The sequence below is a fragment of the Serratia sp. LTN-2 genome, assembly GCF_059740205.1.
Window position 1 is genome coordinate 198,270 of sequence record NZ_JCAXDO010000001.1, and the last position, 24,320, is coordinate 222,589.

A 24,320-nucleotide genomic window follows, 5' to 3' on the forward strand; every position below is an offset into this window, starting at 1 on the left:
CAGGGTAAGTCGATTCGTTCTTTGCTATCGAGCCTGCCATGACTGCACTTTCCCCACAGGATATCGAAGCGCGCTATCGCTTCGCGCGTGAAATCGCCCGCGCTGCCGCCGATCTCGCCTTCAGCTTTTATCAGCGCCGACAAAGCCTGGCAATTGACTTTAAACAGGGTCTGCAGGATGTGGTCAGCGAAGCCGACCGCCGCGTCGAGGCGCTGATTCGCCGCATGATCAACCGCCGGTTTCCCCTCGATGGGTTTCTCGGTGAAGAGAGCGGCGGCAGCGGTGATAACGCCGCCTGTATTTGGGTGGTCGATCCGATTGACGGCACTGCCTGCTTCCTGAACGGGTTACATACCTGGTGCATCTCGATAGGCGTGGTAATCGACGGTGAGCCGACGATCGGTGTGATCTACGATCCCAACCACCGCGAAATGTTTCGCGCTTGTCTCGGCGGCGGCGCCTTCCTCAACGGAGAACCGATCGGCGTGCATGCCGGGCGCAGCGTTGCGGACGGCGTGTTGGGCGTTGGGATTTCAGCGCGCGCCTCAGCGGCGGAATTCAGCGGTTTTATCTGCCGTTTGCTGCAGGCGGGCGGCATGTTTGTGCGCAGCGGTTCCGGCGCGTTGATGACCGCACAGGTGGCCGCCGGCCGGCTGCTGGGCTATTACGAACCGCACATGAACGCCTGGGACAGCCTGCCTGGGCTGGTGCTGACGCGCGAAGCCGGCGGCGTGGCGAACAACTTCATGAACAACAACGGGCTGCGGCGCGGCAACCCGTTGCTGTTGGCCAATCCGGTGCTTTATCCGCAGCTGGTCGAGCTGATTCAAACGCCGGGTTTGATCGGTTCGACGTGCCCTATCGCGCGCGTGATGGCCGGATAAAGCGCGCGCAGCCGCCGTTCGATCAGATCGACCGCATCGTGCGCGGCGGCGATGGTCACCGCCGGCGACACCCGGCAGTGGAAGTTGACGATGATGCCGCCGTCGGTCTTGCGCGCGCGGATGTTATGGACGTCTTGCACCATCTCCCCCTGCTCCAGCGCCGACTGCAGGATCCGCCGGATATCGGCCAGCTCAGCCGCATCGACATCCTCACTGGTCAGCCAGTGCGGCGTCTGCGGTTCCAAATGGGTCTCTATCTCGGTATCTTCGCCGATCGCCTGACGCAGGATCCCTTCTATCTCCGTGGCGATGTCATGCGCCTGCGCCACGCTGGCGTTGGCCGGCACCGCCAAATCCATGCCGATCGCCATGCGCGTCGGCAGCTGCTGCAACGCCACATTCTGCACCTGCGCGCCGTGGTTGGCGGCGATCGCCCGGATGCGCGTAGCCATATCTTCATCGCTGCGGGTCTGCGGCACCGCGATGACGGTGAATTCCGCCTTGGCGTACTGCTCCTGCAACCGTTCGACAATCGCCTGCTTCAGCGCATCGATACGCTCCAGCGGCAAGGTGCGGCACACCGCCACCGTGATCTCGACGAACAGCACCGCGCCGGCGTTGCGAATGCGTAGGCTGTCGCAGGCCAACACCGCCGGGAAGCTGTCCAGCGTAGCGCGGATGTCCTCGGTAGTGCCGGCCGGCGCGGCGTCCATCAGCGAGTCGAAAGAACGCTTACCCAATTTAATCGCTGCGATGAAGATAAAACCGGCGACGATCAGCGCGGCGATGGCGTCTGCACGGCCAAACCCCAGCAGAACAAAGATCATCCCCAGCAGCACCACGCCGGAAGAGAGCATGTCGGAAAAGAAATGCAGCGCATCCGCTTCCAGCGCCGCACTGTCGGTGGCTTTGGCGACGCGGTTGAGCGCCCGCACCCGGAAGAAATCGACGCAGATGGAAATCAGCAGCACGGCGATCACCACCGGCGCAGCGACGATCTCATGCGGCTGCCCAAGCAGACTGCTGCCCGCCTCATAGACGATCCAACCGGCGGCAGCCAACAACAGCAACACCTCGAACAGCGCCGCCAGGTTTTCCACCTTGCCGTGGCCGAAGTGGTGATCGTCATCGGCGGGTTTATCGCTGATGCGCACCGCCAGCCAGGTAATGCTGGTAGCGATAAAATCGGTAAAAGAGTGGATCCCTTCGGATATCAGGCCAATACTGCCGGTAAAAATACCGGCGACGAATTTGCCCGTAGCCAGCAACCCGCTGGCGATCATCGAGTTTCTGGCTACGGCCTGCTTTTCATTTTGCATTATGCTGCTCACATTCGGACGGTGATTTATTTTTTTACTTTAGAGGATAATTGCCAGACAAAGGCGATCAGCAGCATACTGCCAGAAAATGTCAGCATGAGGCTAGTGAGGAATTCGGATTTTCCGGTGGAATAAAAATAAATCTCATTAACGCCCACCGAAACCATTAAAATGGCGTAGAGCAATCCCAGAATAAGAATCGTCATTATTATCAACTCCTGTATCAGGCTGCGCGTTCAGCGCGCCGCTAAATCCTCCCCATAATAAATAGCGGTTACGGGGAGGATGCATCTAGGCGGATCTTTAGCGTTCATCAATCATCCCATTTGGTGCTCATATAGGCCGCCAACAGGCCCAGCGAGCTGATCATTGCCAGGAATCCCATAAAAATAGTCATGTTTCCCATTTTGTTGTCCTCAGGTTAAATGTTGTCGATAAAATCCCCTTGCGTTAAATATCGGGGTTGGTCGGTGTCCATGGTTGTTTAACGTCCTCCTCAGGTTTGTCACATTCCCGCCCTTTACGGGCGGGCACGGTTTAAATACCCAAAACGTGCTGGGCGATTTTGAAATAAATAATCAGGCCGGTGCCGTCGATAAAGGTGGCGATAAACGGCGCCGATACCACCGCCGGATCGATGCCGAGGCGTTTCAGCAACATCGGAATGATCGACGAAACAATGGCGCTCCACACGGTGATCGCCACCAGAGACAGGCTGACAACCAGCGTCACCTCCATGCCGACGCCCATGATCCAGGCACGCACCCAGGCCGCCAGGCCGATGGTGACGGCGATCAGCAGCGAGGTCGTGACCTCTTTGCGGATCACCGCGCCCAGATTGCGCAGGCTGACCTCGCCCAGCGCCATGGCGCGCACCAGCGTCGAAGTGATCTGGGTGCCGCTGTTGCCGCCGGTGCCGATCAGCAGTGGGATGAAGAACGCCAGCGCAATCGCCGCTTCGAGCTGATCTTCAAACGCCTTCAGCACGTTGCCGGTGTAGGCCTCGGCAACAAACAGCATCAGCAACCACACCGAACGTTTGCGCCACAGCGCCCACGGGCTGGTCTCCAGGTAAGGCTTGTCCAGCGGCAGGCTCGCGCCCTGGCGCTGCGCATCCTCGGTATTCTCATCTTCGACCAGCCGGGCGATCTCACGCTCTCCCAGCACGCCGACCAGCGTGTTGTTGACCACCACCGGCACTACGTCCAGCCCCCCTTTGCCCAACAGGTGCGCAACGTCGTTGCGGTCATCGTCGGGCGAAACCTGGAAATAGCTGTGATCCATCATCACGCCGACCGCTTTATCCTGTTCTTCACACTGCAGCAGTTTTTTCACCGACAGCGTGCCGCGCAGATGATAATCGTCCGCGGTAATAAATACCCGGGTGGGAATTTCGTCCGTTTTAAGCTGTGAAAGTAAATATTCCCGGGCATGAGTGACCGTCATCGTCGCGGGAACAGTAATAAAATCGGCGTTCATATAACCGGCGACCGAAGTCTCGTCGAGAGTTTCAGTCGCGCTCAGCGCCGGAGAAGAATAGTGTTGATGTGACTTAATCATTTTGTCAGTCCCTATTTCTGTTTTGAACTTCAACAGCGAATCGCATAGGGGCGTAACCACAGAGGGAGTGCAGACTGCCTATCTCCGCGTCCAGGTTTTAGCACTATACAACGTATCCGAGTTGTTGCTCGGAAGTTACTTTGGGCTGAACCTTAATCCGATAAAGCCTGTCTTAACCTTGGGCATCTCTCGATGTCGTCAGATCAGTAACCTGTGTTTGTATAGGAGCCTCGCCAAACGAGATACTGCATATAAACTACCGGCGCAGTATAGGCGGTGTTTTATCCGGCGGGAAGAAAAGATCGCCCGTTGTTTATGGAGTATTTAGGATAATGTTATTAAACGGCCATTTATAAAAACGGCTGATATAAATCAGCCGTTTTTTATTTTTCAGTGTTCGAGAATGTAGACGTTTTTATCGTATAAAGCGCCCTGGCGGGTAAAGTCTATCCCCTTCACGTAAGGTTTGATGAGCGTGGCGTTAGCCTCATAGTACACCGGCGCCACCGGCGCATCGGCGGCCAGCACCGTCTCGGCCTGCTGGAAGTTGTGCTGCACCTGCTGCGGCGTCTGCGCCGCCGTCGCCTGATGCAGAATGCGATCGTAGTGCGGATTGCGGTATTTGGGGCTGTTCTCGCTGCTGTCGGAGCGGAACACGTTCAGGAAGGTGGAAGGATCGTTATAATCCGCCAGCCAACGAGTAAAGGCCACGCTGTACTGCCCACGGTTGATATTGTCCAGCGTCACTTTACGCTCCTGGCTTTGCAAGGTGGCCTCCACGCCGAGGTTCTTTTTCCACATGGCGGCGGCGGCGATGACGATCTTCTTGATGGTGGCGTCATTGCTGTACAACAAGGTAAAGCGCAGCGGATTCTCGGCGTTGAAACCGGCCTCCGTCAGCAATTGCTTCGCCTGGGCGTGCCGTTGCTCGGGCGTCCAGCCGGCGGCGCTACCGGCCTGCAGGCTATAGCCGCCCGCCCCGGTAGGGGTAAAAGTCCAGGCCGGCTGTTGGCCGTATCCCAACACTTTACCGGCGATGATCTCTTTATCCAGCCCCAGGTTCAACGCCTGGCGCACTCGCACATCGTTAAACGGCGCCTGCTGATTATTGAAAGCGAAATAACTGGTGGAAAGCAGCGGATAAGTCACCAACTGCTGCTCGCCGAGCGTTTTTTTCAGCTGCTGATACAACTCCGGTGGCGTGGTATATCCCAGCTCAACCTCACCGGCGCGAAAACGCGCCACTTCCGGGAAGCCCTGGATCGGCAAAAAGGTCACCTTGTTGAGTACGGTATTGGCGTTATCCCAATACTGCGGGTTACGTTCCACCACCACCTTTTCGTTCACTACCCACTGACTGAGGCGAAACGGCCCGTTACCGACAAAGTGCGCCGGCTGCGTCCAGTTTTTGCCGTACTGCTCCACCACCTTGCGGTTAACCGGCAAAACCGGGAAATGCACCAGTTGCTTGAGCAGATAGGAATTGGGCTCCGACAGCGTGACCTGCAGAGTGTGCGCATCCAGCGCTTTGACGCCCAGCTCGCTCGGCGGTTTGCTGCCGGCGTTGATCGCTGCGGCATTCAGCACGTAGGCCGAAGCCAGATAGCTGCCGTACGGCGAGGCGGTTTTCGGATCGGTGAGGCGCCGCCAGCTGTAGACGAAATCGTCGGCGGTCACCGGATCGCCGTTCGACCATTTGGCCTGCGGCCGCAAATGGAAGGTCCAGACGTTGCCCTGGTGCTCCCAGTTCTGTGCCAGCGCCGGGATCGCTTCGCCGTCTTTCCCGACGCGCAGCAAACCTTCGAACAGATCGTTGAAGATATAGAACTCCACGTTGCTCTCGGCCAGGTTCGGATCCAGCGTCGCCGGTTCATACCCGTTGGCGCGCACCAGTTCCTGTACCGGCGCCAGTTTAGCGCCTGCCGGCACCTCGGCGGCCTGAGCGAACGTCGCGTTAAAAGCCAGGAAGATTAAACCAGCCAATTTATTGCTATTGAATGAATATTTCACGTCGATATCCCTGATGAGTGTTTTATCGCGTTCAATATGCAATGAGGCAGTGGAATAAATTAAATCATTAATCGCTATGAGTCATAACCAAAAGCGGTGTTGAATTTCTTTCATTATCAAAGGGGTATTAACCAGAGAGCGGCGATAAACCGGAGAAACAGCACGAGGGCGGGCATTGTCGAACAGACATAGAGAGAATCGGCAGAAAAATAATGCGGGCAATCAATCCAGATTATTCCAGCCGAAACTTAACTTATCCTTAGGGCAATTCATTTTGTGAGCGATCGTCAAAAATAATTTAATACGAATCGTTTTCACTATCATTATTGATGTTCTTGGCTAAAATCGGGCTGCTTGCGCTTGCCAGGCGATATTCGTTTTCCTCATTCGAACGCTAAAAAGGATAACTGCATGAAGCTGCGTATTTCATCTCTCGGCCCTGTCGCCCTGCTCGCCTCCTCGATGATGCTGGCCTTCGGCGCTCAGGCGGCCTCCGCCGACCAGGGCATCGTTATTTACAACGCCCAGCATGAAAATCTGGTGAAATCCTGGGTCGACGGTTTTACCAAAGACACCGGCATCAAGGTGACGCTGCGCAACGGCGGCGACAGCGAATTGGGCAATCAACTGGTGCAGGAAGGCAGCGCTTCGCCTGCCGACGTCTTCCTGACGGAAAACTCCCCGGCGATGGTGTTGGTGGACAACGCCAAGCTGTTCGCCCCGTTGGACGCCGCGACGCTGACCCAGGTGGAACCGCAATATCGCCCAAGCCACGGCCGCTGGATCGGCATCGCCGCCCGCTCTACCGTATTTGTCTACAACCCGGCCAAGCTGACCGACGCACAGCTGCCTAAGTCGCTGCTGGATCTGGCCAAGCCGGAATGGAAAGGCCGCTGGGCCGCTTCGCCATCGGGCGCCGATTTTCAGGCGATCGTCAGCGCGCTGCTGGCGTTGAAAGGCGAGAAAGCGACGCTGGAGTGGCTGAAAGCGATGAAAACCAACTTCACCGCCTATAAGGGCAACAGCACCGTGATGAAAGCGGTCAATGCCGGCCAGGTCGACAGCGGCGTGATCTATCACTACTACCCGTTCGTGGACGGCGCCAAAACCGGCGAAAACAGCAACAACATCAAGCTGTACTACTTCAAACACCAGGATCCGGGCGCGTTCGTCAGCATCTCCGGCGGCGGCGTGCTGGCTTCCAGCAAGCATCAGCAGCAGGCTCAGGCGTTTATCAAGTGGATCACCGGCAAACAGGGCCAGGAGATCCTGCGCACCAATAACGCCTTCGAATACGCCGTGGGCGTCGGCGCGGCCTCCAATCCGAAACTGGTGCCGCTGAAAGAGCTGGACGCGCCGAAGGTCGACGCCGCGCAGCTGAACAGCAAGAAAGTTGTCGAACTGATGACCGAAGCCGGCCTGCTGTAAGGCCCGCCGGCAAACCGAGAGTTGTTGATCGTTATGTCAAACCTGAGTACCCACGCCGCGCAGACCGCGCGGCGTTATTCTTCTGTCCCTCGTCACCAGCGGCCAGGGCCGATCGTGGTCGCCAGCGCCGTGTTGCTGTCGCTGCTGGCGCTGTTGCCGCTGGGATTCGTTATCGGCGTGGCGTTTGAAACCGGCTGGCAAACGGTCAAAGCTCTGGTTTTCCGCCCGCGCGTGGCGGAACTGCTGTTGAACACCCTGCTGTTGGTGGTGTTGACGCTGCCGATTTGCGCCGTGCTCGGCGTGGCACTGGCCTGGTTGACCGAGCGCACCTCGCTGCCGGGCCGCCGTCTGTGGGCGATATTGGCCACCGCGCCGCTGGCGGTGCCGGCCTTTGTGCAAAGCTATGCCTGGATCAGCCTGGTGCCGTCGATGCATGGCCTGGGTGCCGGGGTGTTCATCTCGGTGCTCGCCTATTTCCCGTTTATCTATCTGCCTGCCGCCGCGGTGCTGCGTCGCCTGGATCCCGGCATCGAAGACGTCGCCACTTCGCTCGGCTCACGGCCGCTGGCGGTGTTTTTCCGCGTGGTGCTGCCTCAGCTGAAGCTGGCGGTCTGGGGCGGTTCCCTGCTGATCGCGCTGCACCTGCTGGCGGAGTATGGCCTGTATGCCATGATCCGTTTCGATACCTTCACCACCGCGATCTTCGATCAATTCCAGTCGACCTTCAACGGCCCAGCGGCCAACATGCTGGCCGGCGTATTGGTGCTGTGCTGTTTGGGCCTGCTGTTGCTTGAGGCGCTCAGCCGCGGCCGCGCACGCTATGCCCGCGTCGGTTCCGGCAGCGCCCGCAGCCAAACGCCGCGCCGCCTTTCGCCGCCACTCGCCGCGCTGGCGCTGCTGCTGCCTTTCTCACTGACTGCGCTGGCGCTGGGCGTGCCTTTCATCACCCTGGCCCGCTGGCTGTGGCTGGGCGGATTCGAGGTGTGGCGCAACGCCGATCTGTGGCCCGCGCTGTGGCAAACGCTGTCGCTTTCCGCCGCCGGCGCGCTGCTGATTACGCTGTGCGCCATTCCGATGGCCTGGCTGTCGGTGCGCTATCCGGCCCGGCTGTACCGGGTGCTGGAAGGCTGCAACTACGTGACCAGTTCGCTGCCCGGCATCGTGGTGGCGCTGGCGCTGGTGACCATCACCATTCACAGCTTCCGGCCGATTTACCAAACCGAAATCACCCTGCTGCTGGCGTATCTGCTGATGTTTATGCCGCGGGCGCTGATCAATCTGCGCGCCGGCATCGCACAGGCGCCGGTGGAATTGGAAAATGTGGCGCGCAGCCTGGGCAAATCGCCGGCGCAGGCGCTGTGGAGTACCACGCTGCGGCTGGCGGCGCCGGGAGCCGCTGCGGGCGCGGCGCTGGTGTTCCTGGCGATCGCCAATGAACTGACCGCCACGCTGCTGCTGGCGCCGAACGGCACCCGCACGCTGGCCACCGGCTTTTGGGCGCTGACCAGCGAGATCGACTACGTCGCCGCCGCGCCTTATGCGCTGATTATGGTGGCGCTGTCATTGCCGCTCACCTGGCTTCTTTATTCTCAATCTAAACGCACGGCGGGACTATGAGCACGCTCGAACTGCACGGTATCGAAAAATCTTACAACGCCATCAGGGTACTGGAACACATCGATCTGCAGGTTGCCGCCGGCAGCCGCACGGCGATCGTCGGCCCATCCGGCTCCGGCAAAACCACCCTGCTGCGCATTATCGCCGGCTTTGAAATCCCGGACGGCGGCCAAATCCTGCTGCAGGGGCAAGCCATGGGCAACGGCGACGGCTGGGTGCCGGCGCATCTGCGCGGCATCGGCTTCGTCCCGCAGGATGGCGCGCTGTTCCCGCACTTTACCGTCGCCGGCAACATCGGTTTTGGCCTCAAGGGCAGCAAACGCGAGAAACAGCATCGCATCGAGGCGTTAATGGACATGGTGGCGCTGGATCGCCGTTTGGCGGCCCTGTGGCCGCATGAACTGTCCGGCGGGCAGCAGCAGCGAGTTGCGCTGGCGCGCGCCCTGTCGCAGCAACCTCGGTTGATGCTGCTGGACGAGCCGTTTTCAGCGCTGGATACCGGCCTGCGCGCCGCCACCCGCAAGGCGGTGGCCGAGCTGCTGACAGAAGCCGGCGTAGCGTCGATTCTGGTCACGCACGATCAGAGCGAAGCGCTGTCGTTCGCCGATCAGGTGGCGGTGATGCGCAACGGCCGGCTGGCGCAGGTGGGCGCGCCGCAGGATCTCTATCTGCGCCCGGTCGATGAACCGACCGCCAGCTTCCTCGGCGAAACGCTGGTGCTGACCGCCGAACTGGCGCACGGCTGGGCCGACTGCGCATTGGGCCGCATCGCCGTCGACGATCGCCAGCGCAGCGGCCCGGCGCGCATCATGCTGCGCCCGGAGCAGATTCAAATCGGTTTGTCCGACCCGGCGCAGCGCGGCCAGGCGGTGATCACCGGCATCGATTTTGCCGGCTTCGTCTCCACCCTCAACCTGCAAATGGCCGCCGGCGGCGCACAGCTCGAGATCAAAACCGTCAGCCGCGAAGGCCTGCAGCCCGGTTCTCAGGTCAATCTCAACGTGATGGGCCAGGCGCATATTTTTGCCGGTTGACACCGAGGGGGAAGCCTCTTGACGCTCCCCTCGCCGCCGCGCATTATCAACGCTATGAACCGCATTGCGCACGTCCTCACCACCACCGCAACCGCCACGCCATGGCGGGCTGCACGGGTGCGCATCAGCTAACGACGTATCCCTAAGCCCCGCCAGCCATGGACGGGGTTTTCGCTTCTCCGTGCATGCCGGCAATATCATGACGGAGAAGACAAATGCCAACTATCCCTGCACTACGCAGCGCTCTGCTGGTTATCGATATGCAAGTCGGTCTGTTCGCCTCGCCGAACGATCTGCCGTTTGCCGCCGAAAGCCTGCTGGAAAAGACCAATGCGTTGATACGCGCCGCGCGAGCGGCGAACGCGCCCGTGGTGTTTATTCGTCACACGGGGCCGGCGGGATCGCCCATCGCCGTAAACAGCCCGCTGTGGCAGGTTCACCCCGCTCTGCAAACCGATGTGCAGGCCGACTGGTTTATCGATAAAACCCGCCCCAGCAGCTTTCACCAGACTGGCCTGGCGGAACGGCTCAAGCAAGCCGGCATCGGTCGGTTGGTGATTTCGGGCATGAAAACGCAATACTGCGTAGACACCGCCTGCCGGCACGGCGCGGAGTTGGGATTTGACATGGTCCTGGCCGCCGACGCCCATAGCTGTTCGGACACGGCGACGCTTGGCGCCGCAGCCATTATCCGGCATCACAACCAGACCCTGTCGGGGCCGTTCGTGACGTTGGCGCTGGCGGAAGAGATACGGTTTTAAACGAAGCGCCGAGGCCGGGCTAACGCCCGGCCCGCTCAGCGGCAAATCTTGTCGCGGCGCGGCTTTTTCGGCGCCAGCAGATAATCCACCACGCTTTCATCGACGCAGCTGTCGACACCGTTCAGCGCCAGCGTATGGCCGTCGCGCTCGCGGGTGATTAACGGGCTTTTGAAGGCCGCGGCCATCGCCTGGGCGTTGCGGTACGGGGTGGTCGGATCGTAACGCTGGGCGACAAACAGCAGCGGCGGCAGCGCGGCGGACGCCACCGGCGTGTGCGGCCGATCTTTGCCGCGATACGGCCACAGATCGCACATTTCCAGCGGATATTCGTGCAGCGGCAGATAGTGGGCATACAGGGCGGCGGTATTGATCTCTTGCCGCTGTCGGCGCAACAACTGCGGATCGGCCGTCGGGTTGGCGACGTCGGCGCAGGTAATGACGTTCAGGGCGTCATCGGCGTCCGGCGAGTAACTTTCGTCGATCAGATCGGAAACCTGCTGCCCGGCAATGCCGGCATCGAGCTGACGCAGCACGGTCGCCAGCTCATGCCAGCGCTCCGGCCACAACAGCAACGAACGCGTGACCGTCAGCACATCGTCGGCGGAGATTTCATAGCCCGCAGCGGTGACGAACGGTTGATCGTGCAGCTTGCGCAGCAGGGCGTGATAGCGCTGCAGCGCCTGATTCGCGCCGCCGCCAAGCTGGCAGCTGTCGGTTTTACCACAGTAGGCGGCGAAGCGCAGGAAGCTTTGCTGGAAGCCTCGCTCCTGGTTCATGCGCTGGGTGAAGTCGTCTTCCGCCAGGTCTACCACGCCGTCCAGCACCAGTGCGCGCGTTTTCTTCGGGAAACGTTCGGCATACAACGCCGCCACCTTGGTGCCGTAAGAGTACGCCACCGCCGTCAGCCCCGGCTCGCCCAGCGCGTGGCGAATCACGTTCAGATCGTTGACCGCCTCGTCGGTGCCGATATGTTGCAGCACGTCCGCGCCGGTCTGTTTGATACAGGCGGCGATCAGGGTGCGCGTCTGATGCTCTGCGCCGGCCACGTCGTTGTCGTCCGGCGTCGGGGTTTCGTCGCCTTCGGCCACCTGACAAGAGATTTTCGGCGTCGACTGACCGACGCCGCGCGGATCGTAACCGATGATATCGTAGGATTTGCGCAGTCTGGCGATCTGGGCGTCGTTGCCCAAATCAGGATTGATGCCCGGCAGACCCGGCCCGCCGCTGATCACCACCAGGCTGCCCTTTTTCGGCCCGGTTGCCGGCAGCAGAGTTAACGCCAGACGCACGGTCGCTTCCCCCGGCTGCGCCGCATGAGCGGGCGGCGTGGCGTACGCCAGCGGCGCCTCGAGGTAGCCACAGCGCAGCCCCGGCGTCGGCGGCTCATCGAACCAACGCTGAAAACCGCTGTTGAGACAAGATTGCCAACGGATGCCGTTTTCGGCCGCCGCGCCGTGAGCCGCAGGCTTGGCCTGGGCGGGCAACGTGGCGGTGGCCGCGGCGAGCAGCGCCAGAATACGCAGTACTGACATGGGGAGTCCTTTCAACTCAACGAATCGGTCAAAGGTTAACGATACCCGGTTAAACCGCTAGCCAATAGAACACAAAAAGCCGCGCGGGTGAAGCCGTCGCCGTATGGCCGGCAAGATATTCCCCTGCTCGGATTGCTCTTATAACGCACAGCATGCTGCAAAAAACGCCGTTCACCTGCTAGGCTTAAGGTTCGTTGTACTCACAAGGAACAGGAGAATAGCATGTTTGGAAAAGCGGAAGACAAAGCCAATCAAGCCGCAGGCGCGGTAGAAGAGGCGTTCGGCAAAGCCGTCGATTCACCGGAGCATCAGGTGCGCGGCGCGGCGCGCAAATACGCCTCCCAGGCCAGCTATGCCGCCCGAGACGCAGCGGATAGCGTAAGAACCCAGGTGGAAGCTAACCCGCTGGCCGGCGTGGCCGTGGCGGCAGCGGTCGGCATCGTTTTCGGCTTCTTGCTGGGGCGCAAATAAGCGGCGAAAGTGCCGTTCGACAACGGGCTGCTGGCCTTAATCGCCAGACCTAATGAAAAGAGACCGGCATAGAGTTTTGCGTTCTACTGATTACGCTAGCAAAATCAATTAAATCGCTTCTATGCCTGTTTGCGCATCTAGCCTGAAAATTTCTGAGGGGGGTTATCCCCCTTTTCATCCGTAGCGACAGAATGCCGGGTAATGGATGACATCTATCGATGTTGGCGCGAACACGCGCCTGGCGTGCCACACTTTTGCTCCGATATTAAGACAAGCCTGACAGAAATGAATCCAGCTTTCCTGTTATGTCACTGTCTATCGTACGAAGCCTGAGCAGCGGCAGCTCGCATTTCTTCAGTATACCGTTCTTAAGTTCATCGCGCTCAATCTGGGTCTTTTCCCGATGATAACCGCCATCCACTTCGATAACGCCTAGTGGGGTCTTTCCAACCCTATAGTAAATAACAAAATCACAGCTGGCCCCGTTATGCATAAATGAGCGTTCTCTGGGGGAAAAATTCCCCTGCGCCAACGATACCAACTGGTTAAGTGCTATCTGTGAATGGAACATCATGCCTTGGTAGCGCTCTTGCGACAGAATATCCCTCAACAAACTGGCAGTGATCTGCTCTGACTTAAAACGTGAATCATCTGGATTCAGCCGGCTATTCAGCCGCTCCAATGATTTATCATACTCGCTGTATAACAAATCAAACGCGGATATCACCGGGCTTTCGAAAACCTCTCCGTCGTTAGCGTAGTATTTGATGTAACGAATCAGTGCGGCAATATGTCTACCGTGGCTTGCAAAAACATCATCACCGGTCACCAGCGTAAATTTGTTTCTGGCCCTGGAAACAGCCACGTTCACTAAATTAGGATCATCAACAAATGCGATGTTCCGACTTTGCTGGCTAGCATATTTTTTATCCAACACGGTAGAAAACACGATTTCATCGCACTCCCGCCCCTGAAATTTATGCACCGTTGACTTTACAAAGTCGGCCGGCAGCACTGCCTCCGCCAAATTCACCTGTGCATTATAGGGAGCAATGTATCCTCTGCTGCTACTCTCATCCCAGTGATGCCCTTCTATGGATTCAAGCTCCCTGAGGTTTGAAAAGTTACGGGTATGATTTCCTTTTGCCGTGATCACTAAAGATAATGAGGCTTCGCCAGAATCTGTCGTCAGCGGGATCAGTGCATTGTCATAAAATTGCTTATTGCAGAACTGAATGATTTTAGGATGGCAGCGATAGTGCTCTTTCAGCAGCGTGACAGGCGCCGTCTCCCCGAATAGCATGCAGAGAGAGTCCAGCAGGCTGTATTTTACGCAATCATAGTGCTCAGCCGGAGGCCTGCTCGGATGTAATATCGGAACATGTGGGAGCTGTTTGCGATCGCCGACAATAATCACATTACGTGCACACCCCAACCCAAGGATGCCGGGAACAATATCCTGTTGAGAGGCTTCATCGATAATGACATAGTCAAAAATCGCACCTTGACCGATGGAGTTAATAATTGAATGTGTGCTGCTGCCGATAACCGGAAAGCGTTTTATAAAACGATCAAAATCATGCCGATATGTATCCGCCAAAAACGAGGTTGCCGCTGGAATGTTCTCCCGCAAATGTCGTTTCAAATAAAGCATGGACAACGATGTCAGCTGCTCCAGTAAAAAATTAAAATCAGCTGACGCCAATAATTCATTGCACTCAGCCAGAGCCTTTTGCTTTTCCTGGATGGCTTTTTCATAATAAAACAGTTGAAGGGAAGCAAAAAGCGCTAGCCTTTTCTCCTGATTGGCTAACGGCTTCACTTTCAATATCCTGAAATTCAACAGCAAGTCAATCCTGTTTCTCAACCCAATCCGGCGATCGGAAAGATAATGAATGTAAGCCATCAGATCGGTTGTTTTACGGGTGGATAAGCGGTAACTGCCGGCAAAGGAACCTTCCGCCCAAGGGTTCTGTTCCTGCCATTGTTGCAGGTATGCATATTCAACGCTCAGCTCATTAATTTCGGCCTGCAGCGAAGCAACCTGGTTGATGGCACTTAGGTGTTTTTTCACTTTCTGAAGCACGTCATCAATTGCTTGTGCCGGCGGTGAATCTGATAATATCTCATCAAAAAACGAAACGGACGTGGCAAAAAACTGTTGTCTATTCTCTGCACTCCCCAGCCGGGCAATCAGATAGCCCAGCCTGTGTTTGTCCATCTTTTCATAAATATTACTGACTGCAGTGTTATTATTGGACAAAATCGCCACTGTTTTATTCTGAATTAAAATATTGGCGACAATATTGAGAATAGTTTGCGTTTTACCTGTACCAGGGGGACCTTCGATAACTGAAACCTGCGAAGAAAATGCCCGTTCTACTGCGAGCAACTGGCTTTCATTAAGACCAAACGGGAAAATCATCTCTCTCGGAGACTCACGTTTTTTACTCTGCCCTGTACAGTATGCATGCAGCGCCGTATCCGCATGGGGTATAATCTTATTGAGCTGCCGAAGAACATTCTCAGCGATGATCTTGTCGTTTCCACCGGCAAGGGAAATGCGGTCGTTAGCCACACGAATAAAATAATTGAACGCGGCTTGCTCTGTAAATTCAGAACACACCTGAAAATCGAGCTCAAGTGTTTTCATAACGTAAGGCCTGTTATTCCCGGGGTAATAAACAACCGCATATTTATTACCATAGACAATAACGCTCTGAGCCAATGAGATGACAGAGCCCCCCTTCCGCTCGATCAACACATTTTGCAGAGGTTTGGTCGGTGTTATCTGGCAGACAGAAAGCGGGCGAGTATATTTTTTCCCGCTACGAAAACAGCAGCTCAGCATGAGCTCTCCGCTCTCTTTTCCTGGCCATAACGTCCAGTCCGTAATTTGGTGGGTTTTATTTTCCCCTTCAACAAAAATAGTAACCATGTTATCACCCAGTAATCATTGTTTAACGTCAGGAAAGAAGCGTTAAGGGCACGCCAGGCGCCTTGATATCAGTCACGGTGCCTTTCCTGAGCCAGCGAGTAGATTTGCGCCCGGAGATGCTGCTCAGCTTGCAGGATCTGCTGCGGGCGCAGCGGTGAATCTTCGGGTAACTGTCTCAACTGTCGAAACCGCTCTTCCAACGGAACGGCCTGCCGGAAACTCGTCATCATGCCAAAAACCTGTGATTTAAGTTCACTGACGGTAATATATCTTCCCTTCTGGCCGTCAAGCGCATTCAGTTTATCGGCAAGCGCCTGAAGCTGAGCCATTCCCTCATGCCAGCCATTCAATGCCTCAACAGGCAGCACAGAGAGATTAATCTGTTGCTGCCACTGATGTATCAGAGGCCTGGCCCGTTCAGGCCACAGCGCCTGTGCCTGTTCTACAAGCTGCCGGCTATAGCCGATATTCCAGTCAGGGGGGAGTTTATCCAGGCGGATAAGCTGCTGCTGCGTTTGGGTGATAACCGTTTGTGCTAACGGCGGTTTCTGACGCAACGTCTCTCGCTGCGCAGGCGTAAGTGTTACGGGTAATGGCGCCAGGGAGGCGGCAAACTGGGTCTGTAGCGGGTCGGGCCGATGCAGATACTGCCACCCCCACACTGTGGCCACGTTGAGCACCAGCATGGTGCACATCCCGGCGGAGAAGAATGCCCACTTTGTTGCCGTTATCGTTGCCGGCACCGGGATTGCCGTGATGACCTCGACGTTCGGCTGATGTTCCGGTTGCGCCACATACTCCCACTTCACTGTACTGCCTGGGGCGTTTTCCTCTATAGCTTCGACACCGGACGGTGTATCCGCCGATATTTCCGCCCCGTTCATCACCGTGGCGGACAGCACGATACCCGCAGCGTCAGAAGCGGATGTACCACCACTGTTCTCCAGCCGGACAGCACTGTTGTGCAGCACCGTTCGCAAGGCATCGAGCTGGCTCAGGTGTTTAAGCTCCAACCGCTGCAGCACGTTTCCCAGACGGGTTAGCAATTGCTCCGCCCGATACAACTGGCCAAGGTCGCCGTAATTCAGTGGGAGCATGCGCATCCGCTGCTGCAATCGCCGGCTCAGACTGCTGAGAATCTCCATTCTGGCATGGGCAGGTTGAGGCCAGAACATGCCCCACTGATGGCTGATCAGGGCTTCCAACATTGCCAACCCTTCGTTCATGCCGAATATCCCGGCCAGTTGCGTACGGGCAAGCGTGTACCAGGCTGCCGTCTGCAGCTCCACACCGTTTTGTTCAAACAGTGAAAGGCAGCGCTTTTCGACATAATGCCAGTCCACATCTGGGCGAGCCGGGTGTGTCAATTTGCTCAGCTCATCGCGCAGAGCGGCATAATCCGGCAGCGTACGCGGATCGCCGCCGGTTTTAATTTTACGTGAGGTAATGTCATTCATGACCACTTGTCCATCTGACGAGTCCACAGCAAGAGAGGTTATGTTTATGCAACTTCACTATCGACATACTCCTGGCTTTGCAGATACTGCAGCGCCACCGGATCAGCAATATAGTCAACCCGGCCATGATGACGTTCTACGGTGTTAATTATTTTGCTGAGGTCTACCCGGAAAAACTCCTTGCGCAGGTTAATTCTGTTAATCCGGTAATGCTCCAGATGGTCATGCAGCGTTTTTTCCAGCGCCGGCGCATCATCACAGGAAATCATCGCGTGGACGTCAAAATCGAAAGGTACGGCTGCCCCGCTTAACTCTTTCACCCTTTCCATCGGCTCCAACCGCCGGGTCATACCGATCTTGAAGACGTTTTCACCAAAGGAGCCAATATTCGAGATCACATACACATGCCCCTGCTTCGTGAGTTGGGCCATGGATTTGGCGCGTTCATACTGCTGATGCACCGCCTGGATTTTTTGCTCCAGTTCCTGACGTTGCTTCTCCAATTCCTCCCTGTGCGCACCTTCAGCGGCAAGCAGCGCTTCCTCAAGCACTTTCCGTTGCTCAGCAAGGCGCCGTTCTTCTTCTTCCGCCTCCTGCTGCTGTCTGTCCAGTTCATCTTGCCGCTGTTTTTCTTCCCGCATCTGGCGCTTCAGTTCGGCCTGGTACTCTTTTTCTTCCTGCGCCTTTTCCAGCAGGGCGACCTTATCCAGAAACTGCTGTTTTACGCCCTTCCAGTCGGCGTTATCTTCAAGTTCCAGAAAGGTGATTTTTTCACTGATGGCAGCATACGCCTCTTTTTCCTTCCGCAGCTGATCATACTTGCTTTGCCAGTTATTTACCGTCGTCCCCGCCAGCAGCGTCTTGACCTTAAACTTGTATGCCGAGTCCACAATGCGCTGCAGCGCCCGGCTCGCTTTATTTTTGGCTTCACGAAACTCCTCCCAGTGGCTGGCCAGTCGATTCCGTTCCCGATCCAGAGACCGCGATACGGTGACACTCACTCGGTCTTCAAAGGCCTGTTCTTTTTGTTCAAGGTCGGTTTCTTTCTGTTTCAACGCTGCCGTTTTTTGCCGGAAACCGCGGTAAATAAAAATCCTGATCAGCAACGAGGTCATAAGCAGCAGGCCAAAAAACAGCCCCACAATCCCCTCAGGCGTTGAGACTGAATCGATAAAACGCTCATTAACATTAATCAGCGCCTTAACCGCAACATAAATCCCCCAGCCGATGACACCAAGAATGGCGAGGATAGCGCCCGCCGTATTATCACCTTTATTTTTTCTTGCCATGACTTATCCCTTATTATTAACTCTATCCATATCAATAAATCGTATTACTTTGGTCGAGAGCCAAAAAGTATCTTTCAATATAATAATGCGAGCGCTCAGAGGGGCTTTATTTCCCTGCCGGTTGTTCTGTCCAGGCAGCGCCCAGTTACCGACTCCCAATAAGCATGGATGTTCTCACTGTTCACGCATAACGCCTGCCGGTCCAGGGGCTGAGCCACCGGAGGACTCATGGCGTCACCCGTTTTTTTGCCTCTGATCGCCGGCCCAGTTTGGTTTTTCTTTGCACCATTCCCGTTTTTCTTTGAAGACGATTGGGGGTTTTTGGCCGGGGAAGACGTGACTTTATTATCACGTGGCGCTTGCTCCCTAAAATAATCGGTGCGCTGACGTTTGCTGCCGTGACAATGATACTCTCCGGTTTTACGGTTAGTATGGCAGCCGTCCGCATTGGTGCGCCCAGGATGGGCCATGACAGAAGGGGTAAGCAAGATAGCCAATAATAAAGACAGTTTGATGCCAATTTGCAATTTCATTCATAAATTCCATTTTAGTTAACAGGCGACCACCTCCCCTGTTTTCCAGCGTTTACCGCTACCGCCCCAGATAGTGCTGCTGCTTTAGATGACGTAACAGAACACGTCCCTCTGGTATAAACTCGGTGCCGTACCGTACCAGACCGAGACCTATCAGTTCAACATCAATGGCATAGCGCAGCTCGCCAGGTTGCGTCTGCTCAAGCAGGACAACGTTGATATTTTTTAGACGCGGCTCGTACTTCAACAACACGGCCGAAAGCGTACTCATTAGCTGATGCGCACTTCCCGGCATACCCTGCAGAATTTTTGTCATATCCGGCAGACCAAAGTCCGGCAGGTGCGCCAGCGTACCTGCGCGACAGTTGAGAATACGCTGCATATTGTCCAGCACGGACAGAATGACCTGGTTTTCTTCGCTGAGCTGCTGGAGTGCCAGGCCACCGGTGAAGTTGCCGGCAAGCATCTCATACAGCGAAGGCGATGGGTGTGGGTGAGTATGAGACATCACTTATCCTTTAAAGGCAGCAGCATCAGATGATTATTCCCGGCCTCGATCACCCGGGCCTTGTCTGGATCGAACTCTTCACGGTTCATCGTCAGCTTCCAGGTGTTGTTGGCCATATCCGGATGGCGGAACAACCCCACCACCGCCACGAACTGCGTCTCTGCTTCCATCGGCATGTTAAGGTCCACATCACCACCCGGTTTCATCACCACATCACGGCTGGCAAGCAGGTCGGCTTTAAGAATGATGCCGTCATCCTGGAGCAGTTGCTGATAGACCGTTTTATCGAAGGTCTTGCGATCTTTCAGCTGATAAACGCGAACCACTACCGGCTCAGACAGCGAGTTGCTCTCGCGGGAGTCAGTATTCAGCGCTTCACGTGCCGTGAAATCCAGGCGCAGAACCTTAATCTTCTTGTAAAAGAGGGCACTGAAGGCAGACTTCGTGCCATCGGTGACGCTCTGCGTCACCCCGCATCCCACCAGACTGAACGCCAGCAACGGCAACAGCCAGCGTGCGGTTTTAGTTAAACGTGTAGGTAACACATCGGCTTCCTTGTTGTGGTTGTGCTGGCTCCAGCCCGGTGTAGCAGCCCAGTTCCGTCGTAAAGGTCTGAGGGATATCGTCGGCGGGCTCCGCTTCGTCAGCGCCCAGCACACCGTTCATGCCCAGCCAGAAAGAGCCTTCGCCCAGCGGCGGTGCAGCCAGCAGTCGGGTCGCGGTGGTCAGGGTAATTCTGGCCTTAAAGCGCCAGCCCAGGTACACCCGCAGCATGACCAGAAAATCCTGATACAGCAGGCCATCCGGCTTCCACCCCTGCGCCTCCTGTTCGTTATGCGTCGTGAGCGCAACCCGCAGTTGGCTACCGGCATCCATCGCTTCGTCACCCAGTGGCGTATTGCCGTCCAACAGGAAATCGTCATCGCCGTAAAAACCCAGCGGTTGGCTGACCACCACCGGGCGCAGGCAGTATGGACTCACCTGCACCGTGGTATCCGGGGCCAGCAGGCTCACCAGCGCCTGCACTCCCTCCTGGGTTTTACCCGGTTGCCGCAGCACGCCGAGCAGAGCCAGAAAGCGCGACACCGGCGTGGCGATGTGGTTTGCCGTCCCAGGGATACCCAGCCCCACCAACCCCAGCAGTGACTGCGAGATACTGTCGCTGCCGCCGGGTTCGAAGGTAGCCGGGTAAGAATACTTTCGCCAGATGCGGTAAAATTGCGTCAGGATGCGATGGCTGAAGATATCCAGAAAGCCCTGCAGTGCCTCATGTCCTTCCCGGCGCTGGATAATGTCATCGAGATAGGCGGTCGGCAGCGGCGAATCCACGCCGTACATCCCCATAAACGTGGTCCGAATAACCGGCGGCTTGCTGTCATCCTCTTCGTCATATTCGACAGCCTTCAACTCGCTGGCCGGAAACCCCATCCCCGGATGTGGGGCAAAGCGTACCGGGTCGTCGGCAGGATGGCTGGTTGAGCCCATCAGCGGCCTGCCCGGATTCTGCTTCTCCAGCAGCTGACAGAAACGGTAAAAATTAATGCGGTGCAGGTCGGCCTCCAGCCGCGGGGTCAACCGGGTATGCGGCGATTGTGCTTCTCTTCCCATTCCAGACGCTCTCCGGTCGGTTGCAAGATAATAATCAGGCGATTAAACAGATAGATGTCGGTGTACAGCGCGAAGAAGCGACTCAGCATCTCACCGAACAGGCAGATATCGCCGCGACCGGCAAAACCGTGGCTGTCGAGGGTCACTTCAATCTGTACGCCACGTACCAGGTAGCCTTGCTCAAAACGCTCAATTTCGTTGTGTTTCACGTCAATGATGGCTGCCAGTCGACGGCGGTTCATCTCACTGTCGGCCCACTCATATAGCGCCAGCGTACCGCGCAGCACGTCCGCGTTATCCATCATCGACAGAAACCCGCTGCCGAGGTGGCTCAACACGCGCCAGTGAAAGCGGTCCTGTGCCGGAGGATAACAAGGTAGCGTCGGCGCACACAGGTTACGCACGGCAATGCTGGCCGAGGTGGTTTTCATTATCGTATCGAGCACGGTGCTCTGCAGCGCCCGGCGCGGCAATTGGCCGTTGGTGCCGGTAAGCGTGAGCGACAGGCTTTCATCCTCCGGCACGGTATGGTTATCAAAGGCTTCACCGCCAAGAACAAGCCAGGTGTTATGCAGCCCGGACGGGCCACGGCGCACGCGGGTGTGGTAGTAATATTCCGGCGCCTCATGGCGCATCATTCCGCCTTTGTGACGAAAGCTCGAGAACGGCACGTAGGTATGCCGGCTCGATGACATCACCGAATCCACGGCGTAAATTTCGGTGTAGCCATCCTGTACGCGCATTGGCCGCAGCATATATTCTGTCTGTAGTGAATTGAGCGTCAGCGGGTCGGATTCCAGCGGGAACAGGTTAATCACCGGCACGCAGTTCAGGCGCAGATGCTTTTCGTTAAAGCTGAAGTCATGTTCCCAGCGTTCCGCCAGCACCACGTCGATTTCAAACCAGGGCAGCTCAGCCGGCACTATTACGCGCTCCAGCCCCCGCAGGCCCGCAAACATGAACTTCTCGCGGAAAGTAAAGTACTCCAACAACAGCTGGTAGCCGCTGAAACTGCTGCTGCTCTTTGGCCAGAGCCTGTCGTCATCGCCAAACCCCAATGCGGTGAAATGCCCCTCCAACCGTCTTCTTTCCATATCGCCGGGCATCCGCAACCATATCCTGGCCACATTCAGGGTGAACGCTTCGTGCATGGCGCAGGCCAGCGGTGCGTCAGCGTTGAAGTAGAACGGGATATGGCTGAGATCGATACGGCTCCAGTCGGCAAGATGGCTGCAGTTGAAGCGCAGGCTGATGACCGAACGTCCGTCCGGGTCAACCGACAGGCGGGCATGCTCCAGCGACAGCGGCTGAAGCGTTATCTCTTTGGCGGTGGTGTACCGGCAACGGGTGCCCTTTTCACCGATCGGCCGCGAACTCACCTCGAAGCCTTTGGCGATGCGCATCGGTTCTTTCATTTCGCGCCAGTCGGGGGTGAACTCCACCACGGACATTGACGGAATGGTGCGCAGATAGTGTGGCCACAGCAGGCTGACCAGCCCTTCGGTCAGTTCAGGCAAATCGTCATCGAGCTTCTCTCGCAGGCGGCCCATCAGGAAGGCAAAGCCCTCGAACAGGCGCTCCACATACGGGTCGCGCGCGCCCGCTTTATCGAGATTAAGCATTGCCGCCTGCTCGGGATGAGCGCGGGCAAACTCTTCGCCGGCCTCCAGCAGGTAGCGCATTTCGGCGTCGTAATAACGCAGGGTTAAATCGTCCATAGTTTTTCTTAATTGATGTTAGTATAATAAAAGAGTGCTTGCCTATCTGAACCTGAGTTTCTATTATCTTCCTTTCTCATAACTATCCCGCATCATCGACGGCACTCGCCAACTCGCCAGTTAGATAATTAAGCTTATTTTTCTGATGATATGTTTATTTTTTTAAAGCACATAATACCCTTCCATGGTTCTATCATTTCACTTTCATGCCCAATGTACACATTATACGAACAATAACCATTGTCTGAAGTAATATCAAAAACCCTACCGCCGCTAACAATGGCAGATGAACCCTTATGGTTTTTAATCTTCCACCCGAGGTACAATTGACCATTATTTAGATTAAGATCCTGCCAAGATAGAATGACTTTCTCATGCTCATCATTATTTATCAAAACAGGCCTCATCGAACTCTCAGCCTGTTCTATATCAGGCTCAACATTTCTCTCACCTGTGCCTTTGTATAGATAAACAACATCACCTGACTTATTATATATACTTACAGAAGGTTTAAGGTAATAAGAAAACATAACAACACAACACAACACAAAGAGAATGACAGCAGTATTTTTTATCATTGAAACTCCGTAGGCATACTAATCCGCTCAGGATTTTTCTCACTCCAGCACCAATGTTCGGTTCTGGACTCTGAAAAACCATTCTCTGATGTATTTACAAGTGCATCAAGAATATGTTGAAAAGTAAGTTTTTCGGCATACTTACCAAAGCGGTGGAATAAATCAAAACCAATCTTCATGCTTGTAATATCATCCAGAGTGTCATCCCCCATAGCACCCGGGGTCATATTTTGTTCCCAAGTAGAGCCTTTTAATAAGAGTTCTTCAGAAAACCCGGCACTTAGCCCCACATATCCGTAATGAATATTTGACCAGACATCGAGGAAAAAATCATACTCTTTATATTTATGATAATAGCTTTCTGACATTTGTTTTGATTCCAAAGGCCGAGTTACTGCAAATGATTTAAATTTTTTCCTTATTAGCGGTTTGTGATCCCATATGGAGCCCGTTTTCACAGTCTGATACCAGATTGCCATTGCGGCGAGCAAGTCAGGCTGAGGTGGCGGCACCATTTTCGCGTAAAAGGGCAGCTTTTCCCATTCAGCCCATCTTTGCCTTAACGTTTCTTCGTCAATTAAATAACGTATTGTTTCTGCAGTCTGGCTTCTGACATTCGTCTTAATTTCGCTCAGTATATACTCAGCCACCTGTATAGCGCCGTCTGTATGAGTGCAATGATGCTCCCTTTCATCGTCCTGATGCAGATTTTTATAGGGCTCCTGTAATAAAGCCATCAGCTCGTCGAGTGAGAAGGACGTGTTTGAGCATTGTCCTCCTTTCTCATAGCTATCCCGCATCATCGACGGCACAAAACGCGCTCGGCAGGGGCAGGAACTGGTGCTGTCGAGCGTACCAGCCATTTTACGCCCGTGGATGCTGTCATCCGCGATCCCCCCTGCAATCATATACATGCCGGGATGTCGGCCGCAGGTCACCTGATCGCGCTCACAGGCAATAGCTTTTCCAAACAATCTATGATCGCTGGCACCATCCACAATTTTACCACCACAGGAGGTCATGTCTCCCTGCACCAAATAGTAACCTTTTGCCATAGCCAGTTCCTTTCGTTGAA

Annotated in this window: 22 protein-coding genes and 1 riboswitch; of the genes, 6 read left to right on the forward strand and 16 right to left on the reverse strand. The window is 55.9% G+C overall.

Annotated elements, in window-relative coordinates; all coding sequences use genetic code 11:
- The first annotated feature begins 38 nt into the window (after nucleotides 1–38).
- Nucleotides 39–884: an inositol monophosphatase family protein gene (locus AC6BYQ_RS00910; RefSeq protein ID WP_198635946.1), complete on the forward strand. Its 846-nt coding sequence runs from the start codon at nucleotides 39–41 to the stop codon at nucleotides 882–884.
- Here the strand turns inward: AC6BYQ_RS00910 and AC6BYQ_RS00915 are convergent.
- The 5 genes from AC6BYQ_RS00915 to AC6BYQ_RS00935 all read right to left on the reverse strand — a co-directional run bounded on the left by AC6BYQ_RS00915 (nucleotide 827) and on the right by AC6BYQ_RS00935 (nucleotide 5,773).
- Nucleotides 827–2,203, reverse strand: a complete 1,377-nt coding sequence (locus tag AC6BYQ_RS00915; protein WP_498056120.1) for a cation diffusion facilitator family transporter — start codon at nucleotides 2,201–2,203, stop codon at nucleotides 827–829. The two genes, AC6BYQ_RS00910 and AC6BYQ_RS00915, sit on opposite strands and share 58 nt — an antisense overlap.
- Before the next feature lie 26 nt (nucleotides 2,204–2,229).
- Complete coding sequence (locus AC6BYQ_RS00920) at nucleotides 2,230–2,409, reverse strand: hypothetical protein (protein WP_019455425.1); 180 nt, start codon at nucleotides 2,407–2,409, stop codon at nucleotides 2,230–2,232.
- A 107-nt stretch (nucleotides 2,410–2,516) separates the two neighbouring features.
- Nucleotides 2,517–2,609, reverse strand: coding sequence for a protein MgtS (gene mgtS / locus AC6BYQ_RS00925; protein ID WP_004938109.1), 93 nt, complete (start codon nucleotides 2,607–2,609; stop codon nucleotides 2,517–2,519).
- A gap of 131 nt (nucleotides 2,610–2,740) precedes the next feature.
- Nucleotides 2,741–3,763, reverse strand: a complete 1,023-nt coding sequence (locus AC6BYQ_RS00930; protein ID WP_019455426.1) for a magnesium transporter — start codon at nucleotides 3,761–3,763, stop codon at nucleotides 2,741–2,743.
- A 75-nt stretch (nucleotides 3,764–3,838) separates the two neighbouring features.
- Nucleotides 3,839–4,012, reverse strand: a riboswitch (M-box (ykoK) riboswitch).
- Nucleotides 4,013–4,153: 141 nt separating this feature from the next.
- Nucleotides 4,154–5,773, reverse strand: a complete 1,620-nt coding sequence (locus AC6BYQ_RS00935) for an ABC transporter substrate-binding protein (RefSeq protein WP_498056121.1) — start codon at nucleotides 5,771–5,773, stop codon at nucleotides 4,154–4,156.
- 411 nt (nucleotides 5,774–6,184) lie between these two features.
- Between AC6BYQ_RS00935 and AC6BYQ_RS00940 the strand changes: the two genes are divergently transcribed.
- The 4 genes from AC6BYQ_RS00940 (at nucleotide 6,185) to AC6BYQ_RS00955 (ending at nucleotide 10,613) form a co-directional block, all read left to right on the forward strand.
- Nucleotides 6,185–7,201, forward strand: coding sequence for an iron ABC transporter substrate-binding protein (locus tag AC6BYQ_RS00940; protein WP_074054160.1), 1,017 nt, complete (start codon nucleotides 6,185–6,187; stop codon nucleotides 7,199–7,201).
- A gap of 33 nt (nucleotides 7,202–7,234) precedes the next feature.
- Nucleotides 7,235–8,818, forward strand: coding sequence for an ABC transporter permease (locus AC6BYQ_RS00945; RefSeq protein ID WP_154746239.1), 1,584 nt, complete (start codon nucleotides 7,235–7,237; stop codon nucleotides 8,816–8,818).
- On the forward strand, nucleotides 8,815–9,852 hold the full coding sequence (locus tag AC6BYQ_RS00950) for an ABC transporter ATP-binding protein (RefSeq protein ID WP_154746240.1): 1,038 nt from the start codon (nucleotides 8,815–8,817) through the stop codon (nucleotides 9,850–9,852). Before AC6BYQ_RS00945 ends, AC6BYQ_RS00950 begins: the two co-directional genes overlap by 4 nt.
- 215 nt (nucleotides 9,853–10,067) lie before the next feature.
- Nucleotides 10,068–10,613 (forward strand): cysteine hydrolase family protein, encoded by a 546-nt coding sequence (locus tag AC6BYQ_RS00955; protein WP_019455431.1) that lies wholly within the window; start codon nucleotides 10,068–10,070, stop codon nucleotides 10,611–10,613.
- Nucleotides 10,614–10,648: 35 nt separating this feature from the next.
- Here AC6BYQ_RS00955 and AC6BYQ_RS00960 read toward each other — a convergent pair whose 3' ends face one another.
- Nucleotides 10,649–12,145, reverse strand: a complete 1,497-nt coding sequence (locus AC6BYQ_RS00960) for an alpha/beta hydrolase (RefSeq protein WP_019455432.1) — start codon at nucleotides 12,143–12,145, stop codon at nucleotides 10,649–10,651.
- A 222-nt stretch (nucleotides 12,146–12,367) separates the two neighbouring features.
- On the opposite strand from AC6BYQ_RS00960, the gene AC6BYQ_RS00965 reads away from it, so the two are divergent.
- On the forward strand, nucleotides 12,368–12,616 hold the full coding sequence (locus tag AC6BYQ_RS00965) for a glycine zipper domain-containing protein (protein WP_019455433.1): 249 nt from the start codon (nucleotides 12,368–12,370) through the stop codon (nucleotides 12,614–12,616).
- A gap of 265 nt (nucleotides 12,617–12,881) precedes the next feature.
- Here AC6BYQ_RS00965 and AC6BYQ_RS00970 read toward each other — a convergent pair whose 3' ends face one another.
- From AC6BYQ_RS00970 to AC6BYQ_RS01015, 10 genes are all read right to left on the reverse strand, one after another.
- A complete protein-coding gene (locus AC6BYQ_RS00970) occupies nucleotides 12,882–15,554 on the reverse strand; it encodes an AAA domain-containing protein (protein ID WP_498056122.1) in 2,673 nt (890 codons plus the stop codon).
- Between the two features lie 68 nt (nucleotides 15,555–15,622).
- The gene (locus tag AC6BYQ_RS00975) at nucleotides 15,623–17,011 is read right to left on the reverse strand and encodes a VasL domain-containing protein (RefSeq protein ID WP_498056123.1); all 1,389 of its coding nucleotides are present in this window, start codon (nucleotides 17,009–17,011) and stop codon (nucleotides 15,623–15,625) included.
- A gap of 44 nt (nucleotides 17,012–17,055) precedes the next feature.
- Complete coding sequence (locus tag AC6BYQ_RS00980; RefSeq protein WP_498056124.1) at nucleotides 17,056–18,300, reverse strand: GIY-YIG nuclease family protein; 1,245 nt, start codon at nucleotides 18,298–18,300, stop codon at nucleotides 17,056–17,058.
- 95 nt (nucleotides 18,301–18,395) lie between these two features.
- Entirely contained in the window at nucleotides 18,396–18,833 is a 438-nt protein-coding gene (locus tag AC6BYQ_RS00985) for a DUF1283 domain-containing protein (protein WP_498056125.1), read from the reverse strand.
- A gap of 58 nt (nucleotides 18,834–18,891) precedes the next feature.
- Complete coding sequence (tssE, locus tag AC6BYQ_RS00990; protein WP_498056126.1) at nucleotides 18,892–19,341, reverse strand: type VI secretion system baseplate subunit TssE; 450 nt, start codon at nucleotides 19,339–19,341, stop codon at nucleotides 18,892–18,894.
- Nucleotides 19,341–19,886 (reverse strand): type VI secretion system lipoprotein TssJ, encoded by a 546-nt coding sequence (tssJ, locus tag AC6BYQ_RS00995; protein ID WP_498056127.1) that lies wholly within the window; start codon nucleotides 19,884–19,886, stop codon nucleotides 19,341–19,343. Before tssJ ends, tssE begins: the two co-directional genes overlap by 1 nt.
- Nucleotides 19,864–20,949: a type VI secretion system baseplate subunit TssG gene (gene tssG, locus AC6BYQ_RS01000; RefSeq protein WP_498056128.1), complete on the reverse strand. Its 1,086-nt coding sequence runs from the start codon at nucleotides 20,947–20,949 to the stop codon at nucleotides 19,864–19,866. Before tssG ends, tssJ begins: the two co-directional genes overlap by 23 nt.
- Nucleotides 20,913–22,667, reverse strand: a complete 1,755-nt coding sequence (tssF, locus tag AC6BYQ_RS01005) for a type VI secretion system baseplate subunit TssF (protein ID WP_498056129.1) — start codon at nucleotides 22,665–22,667, stop codon at nucleotides 20,913–20,915. The genes tssG and tssF overlap by 37 nt, the downstream gene beginning before the upstream one ends.
- Before the next feature lie 134 nt (nucleotides 22,668–22,801).
- A complete protein-coding gene (locus AC6BYQ_RS01010; protein WP_498056130.1) occupies nucleotides 22,802–23,245 on the reverse strand; it encodes a hypothetical protein in 444 nt (147 codons plus the stop codon).
- A complete protein-coding gene (locus tag AC6BYQ_RS01015) occupies nucleotides 23,242–24,300 on the reverse strand; it encodes a polymorphic toxin type 44 domain-containing protein (RefSeq protein WP_498056131.1) in 1,059 nt (352 codons plus the stop codon). The genes AC6BYQ_RS01010 and AC6BYQ_RS01015 overlap by 4 nt, the downstream gene beginning before the upstream one ends.
- Nucleotides 24,301–24,320 lie beyond the last annotated feature (20 nt).

Coding starts and splice junctions, on each gene's coding strand:
- AC6BYQ_RS00910 (WP_198635946.1), top strand. CDS start 39: ATGACTGCACTTTCCCCACAGGATATCGAAGCGCGCTATCGCTTCGCG.
- AC6BYQ_RS00915 (WP_498056120.1), bottom strand. CDS start 2,203: ATGCAAAATGAAAAGCAGGCCGTAGCCAGAAACTCGATGATCGCCAGC.
- AC6BYQ_RS00920 (WP_019455425.1), bottom strand. CDS start 2,409: ATGACGATTCTTATTCTGGGATTGCTCTACGCCATTTTAATGGTTTCG.
- mgtS (WP_004938109.1), bottom strand. CDS start 2,609: ATGGGAAACATGACTATTTTTATGGGATTCCTGGCAATGATCAGCTCG.
- AC6BYQ_RS00930 (WP_019455426.1), bottom strand. CDS start 3,763: ATGATTAAGTCACATCAACACTATTCTTCTCCGGCGCTGAGCGCGACT.
- AC6BYQ_RS00940 (WP_074054160.1), top strand. CDS start 6,185: ATGAAGCTGCGTATTTCATCTCTCGGCCCTGTCGCCCTGCTCGCCTCC.
- AC6BYQ_RS00945 (WP_154746239.1), top strand. CDS start 7,235: ATGTCAAACCTGAGTACCCACGCCGCGCAGACCGCGCGGCGTTATTCT.
- AC6BYQ_RS00950 (WP_154746240.1), top strand. CDS start 8,815: ATGAGCACGCTCGAACTGCACGGTATCGAAAAATCTTACAACGCCATC.
- AC6BYQ_RS00955 (WP_019455431.1), top strand. CDS start 10,068: ATGCCAACTATCCCTGCACTACGCAGCGCTCTGCTGGTTATCGATATG.
- AC6BYQ_RS00960 (WP_019455432.1), bottom strand. CDS start 12,145: ATGTCAGTACTGCGTATTCTGGCGCTGCTCGCCGCGGCCACCGCCACG.
- AC6BYQ_RS00965 (WP_019455433.1), top strand. CDS start 12,368: ATGTTTGGAAAAGCGGAAGACAAAGCCAATCAAGCCGCAGGCGCGGTA.
- AC6BYQ_RS00970 (WP_498056122.1), bottom strand. CDS start 15,554: ATGGTTACTATTTTTGTTGAAGGGGAAAATAAAACCCACCAAATTACG.
- AC6BYQ_RS00975 (WP_498056123.1), bottom strand. CDS start 17,011: ATGAATGACATTACCTCACGTAAAATTAAAACCGGCGGCGATCCGCGT.
- AC6BYQ_RS00980 (WP_498056124.1), bottom strand. CDS start 18,300: ATGGCAAGAAAAAATAAAGGTGATAATACGGCGGGCGCTATCCTCGCC.
- AC6BYQ_RS00985 (WP_498056125.1), bottom strand. CDS start 18,833: ATGAAATTGCAAATTGGCATCAAACTGTCTTTATTATTGGCTATCTTG.
- tssE (WP_498056126.1), bottom strand. CDS start 19,341: ATGTCTCATACTCACCCACACCCATCGCCTTCGCTGTATGAGATGCTT.
- tssG (WP_498056128.1), bottom strand. CDS start 20,949: ATGGGAAGAGAAGCACAATCGCCGCATACCCGGTTGACCCCGCGGCTG.
- tssF (WP_498056129.1), bottom strand. CDS start 22,667: ATGGACGATTTAACCCTGCGTTATTACGACGCCGAAATGCGCTACCTG.
- AC6BYQ_RS01010 (WP_498056130.1), bottom strand. CDS start 23,245: ATGATAAAAAATACTGCTGTCATTCTCTTTGTGTTGTGTTGTGTTGTT.
- AC6BYQ_RS01015 (WP_498056131.1), bottom strand. CDS start 24,300: ATGGCAAAAGGTTACTATTTGGTGCAGGGAGACATGACCTCCTGTGGT.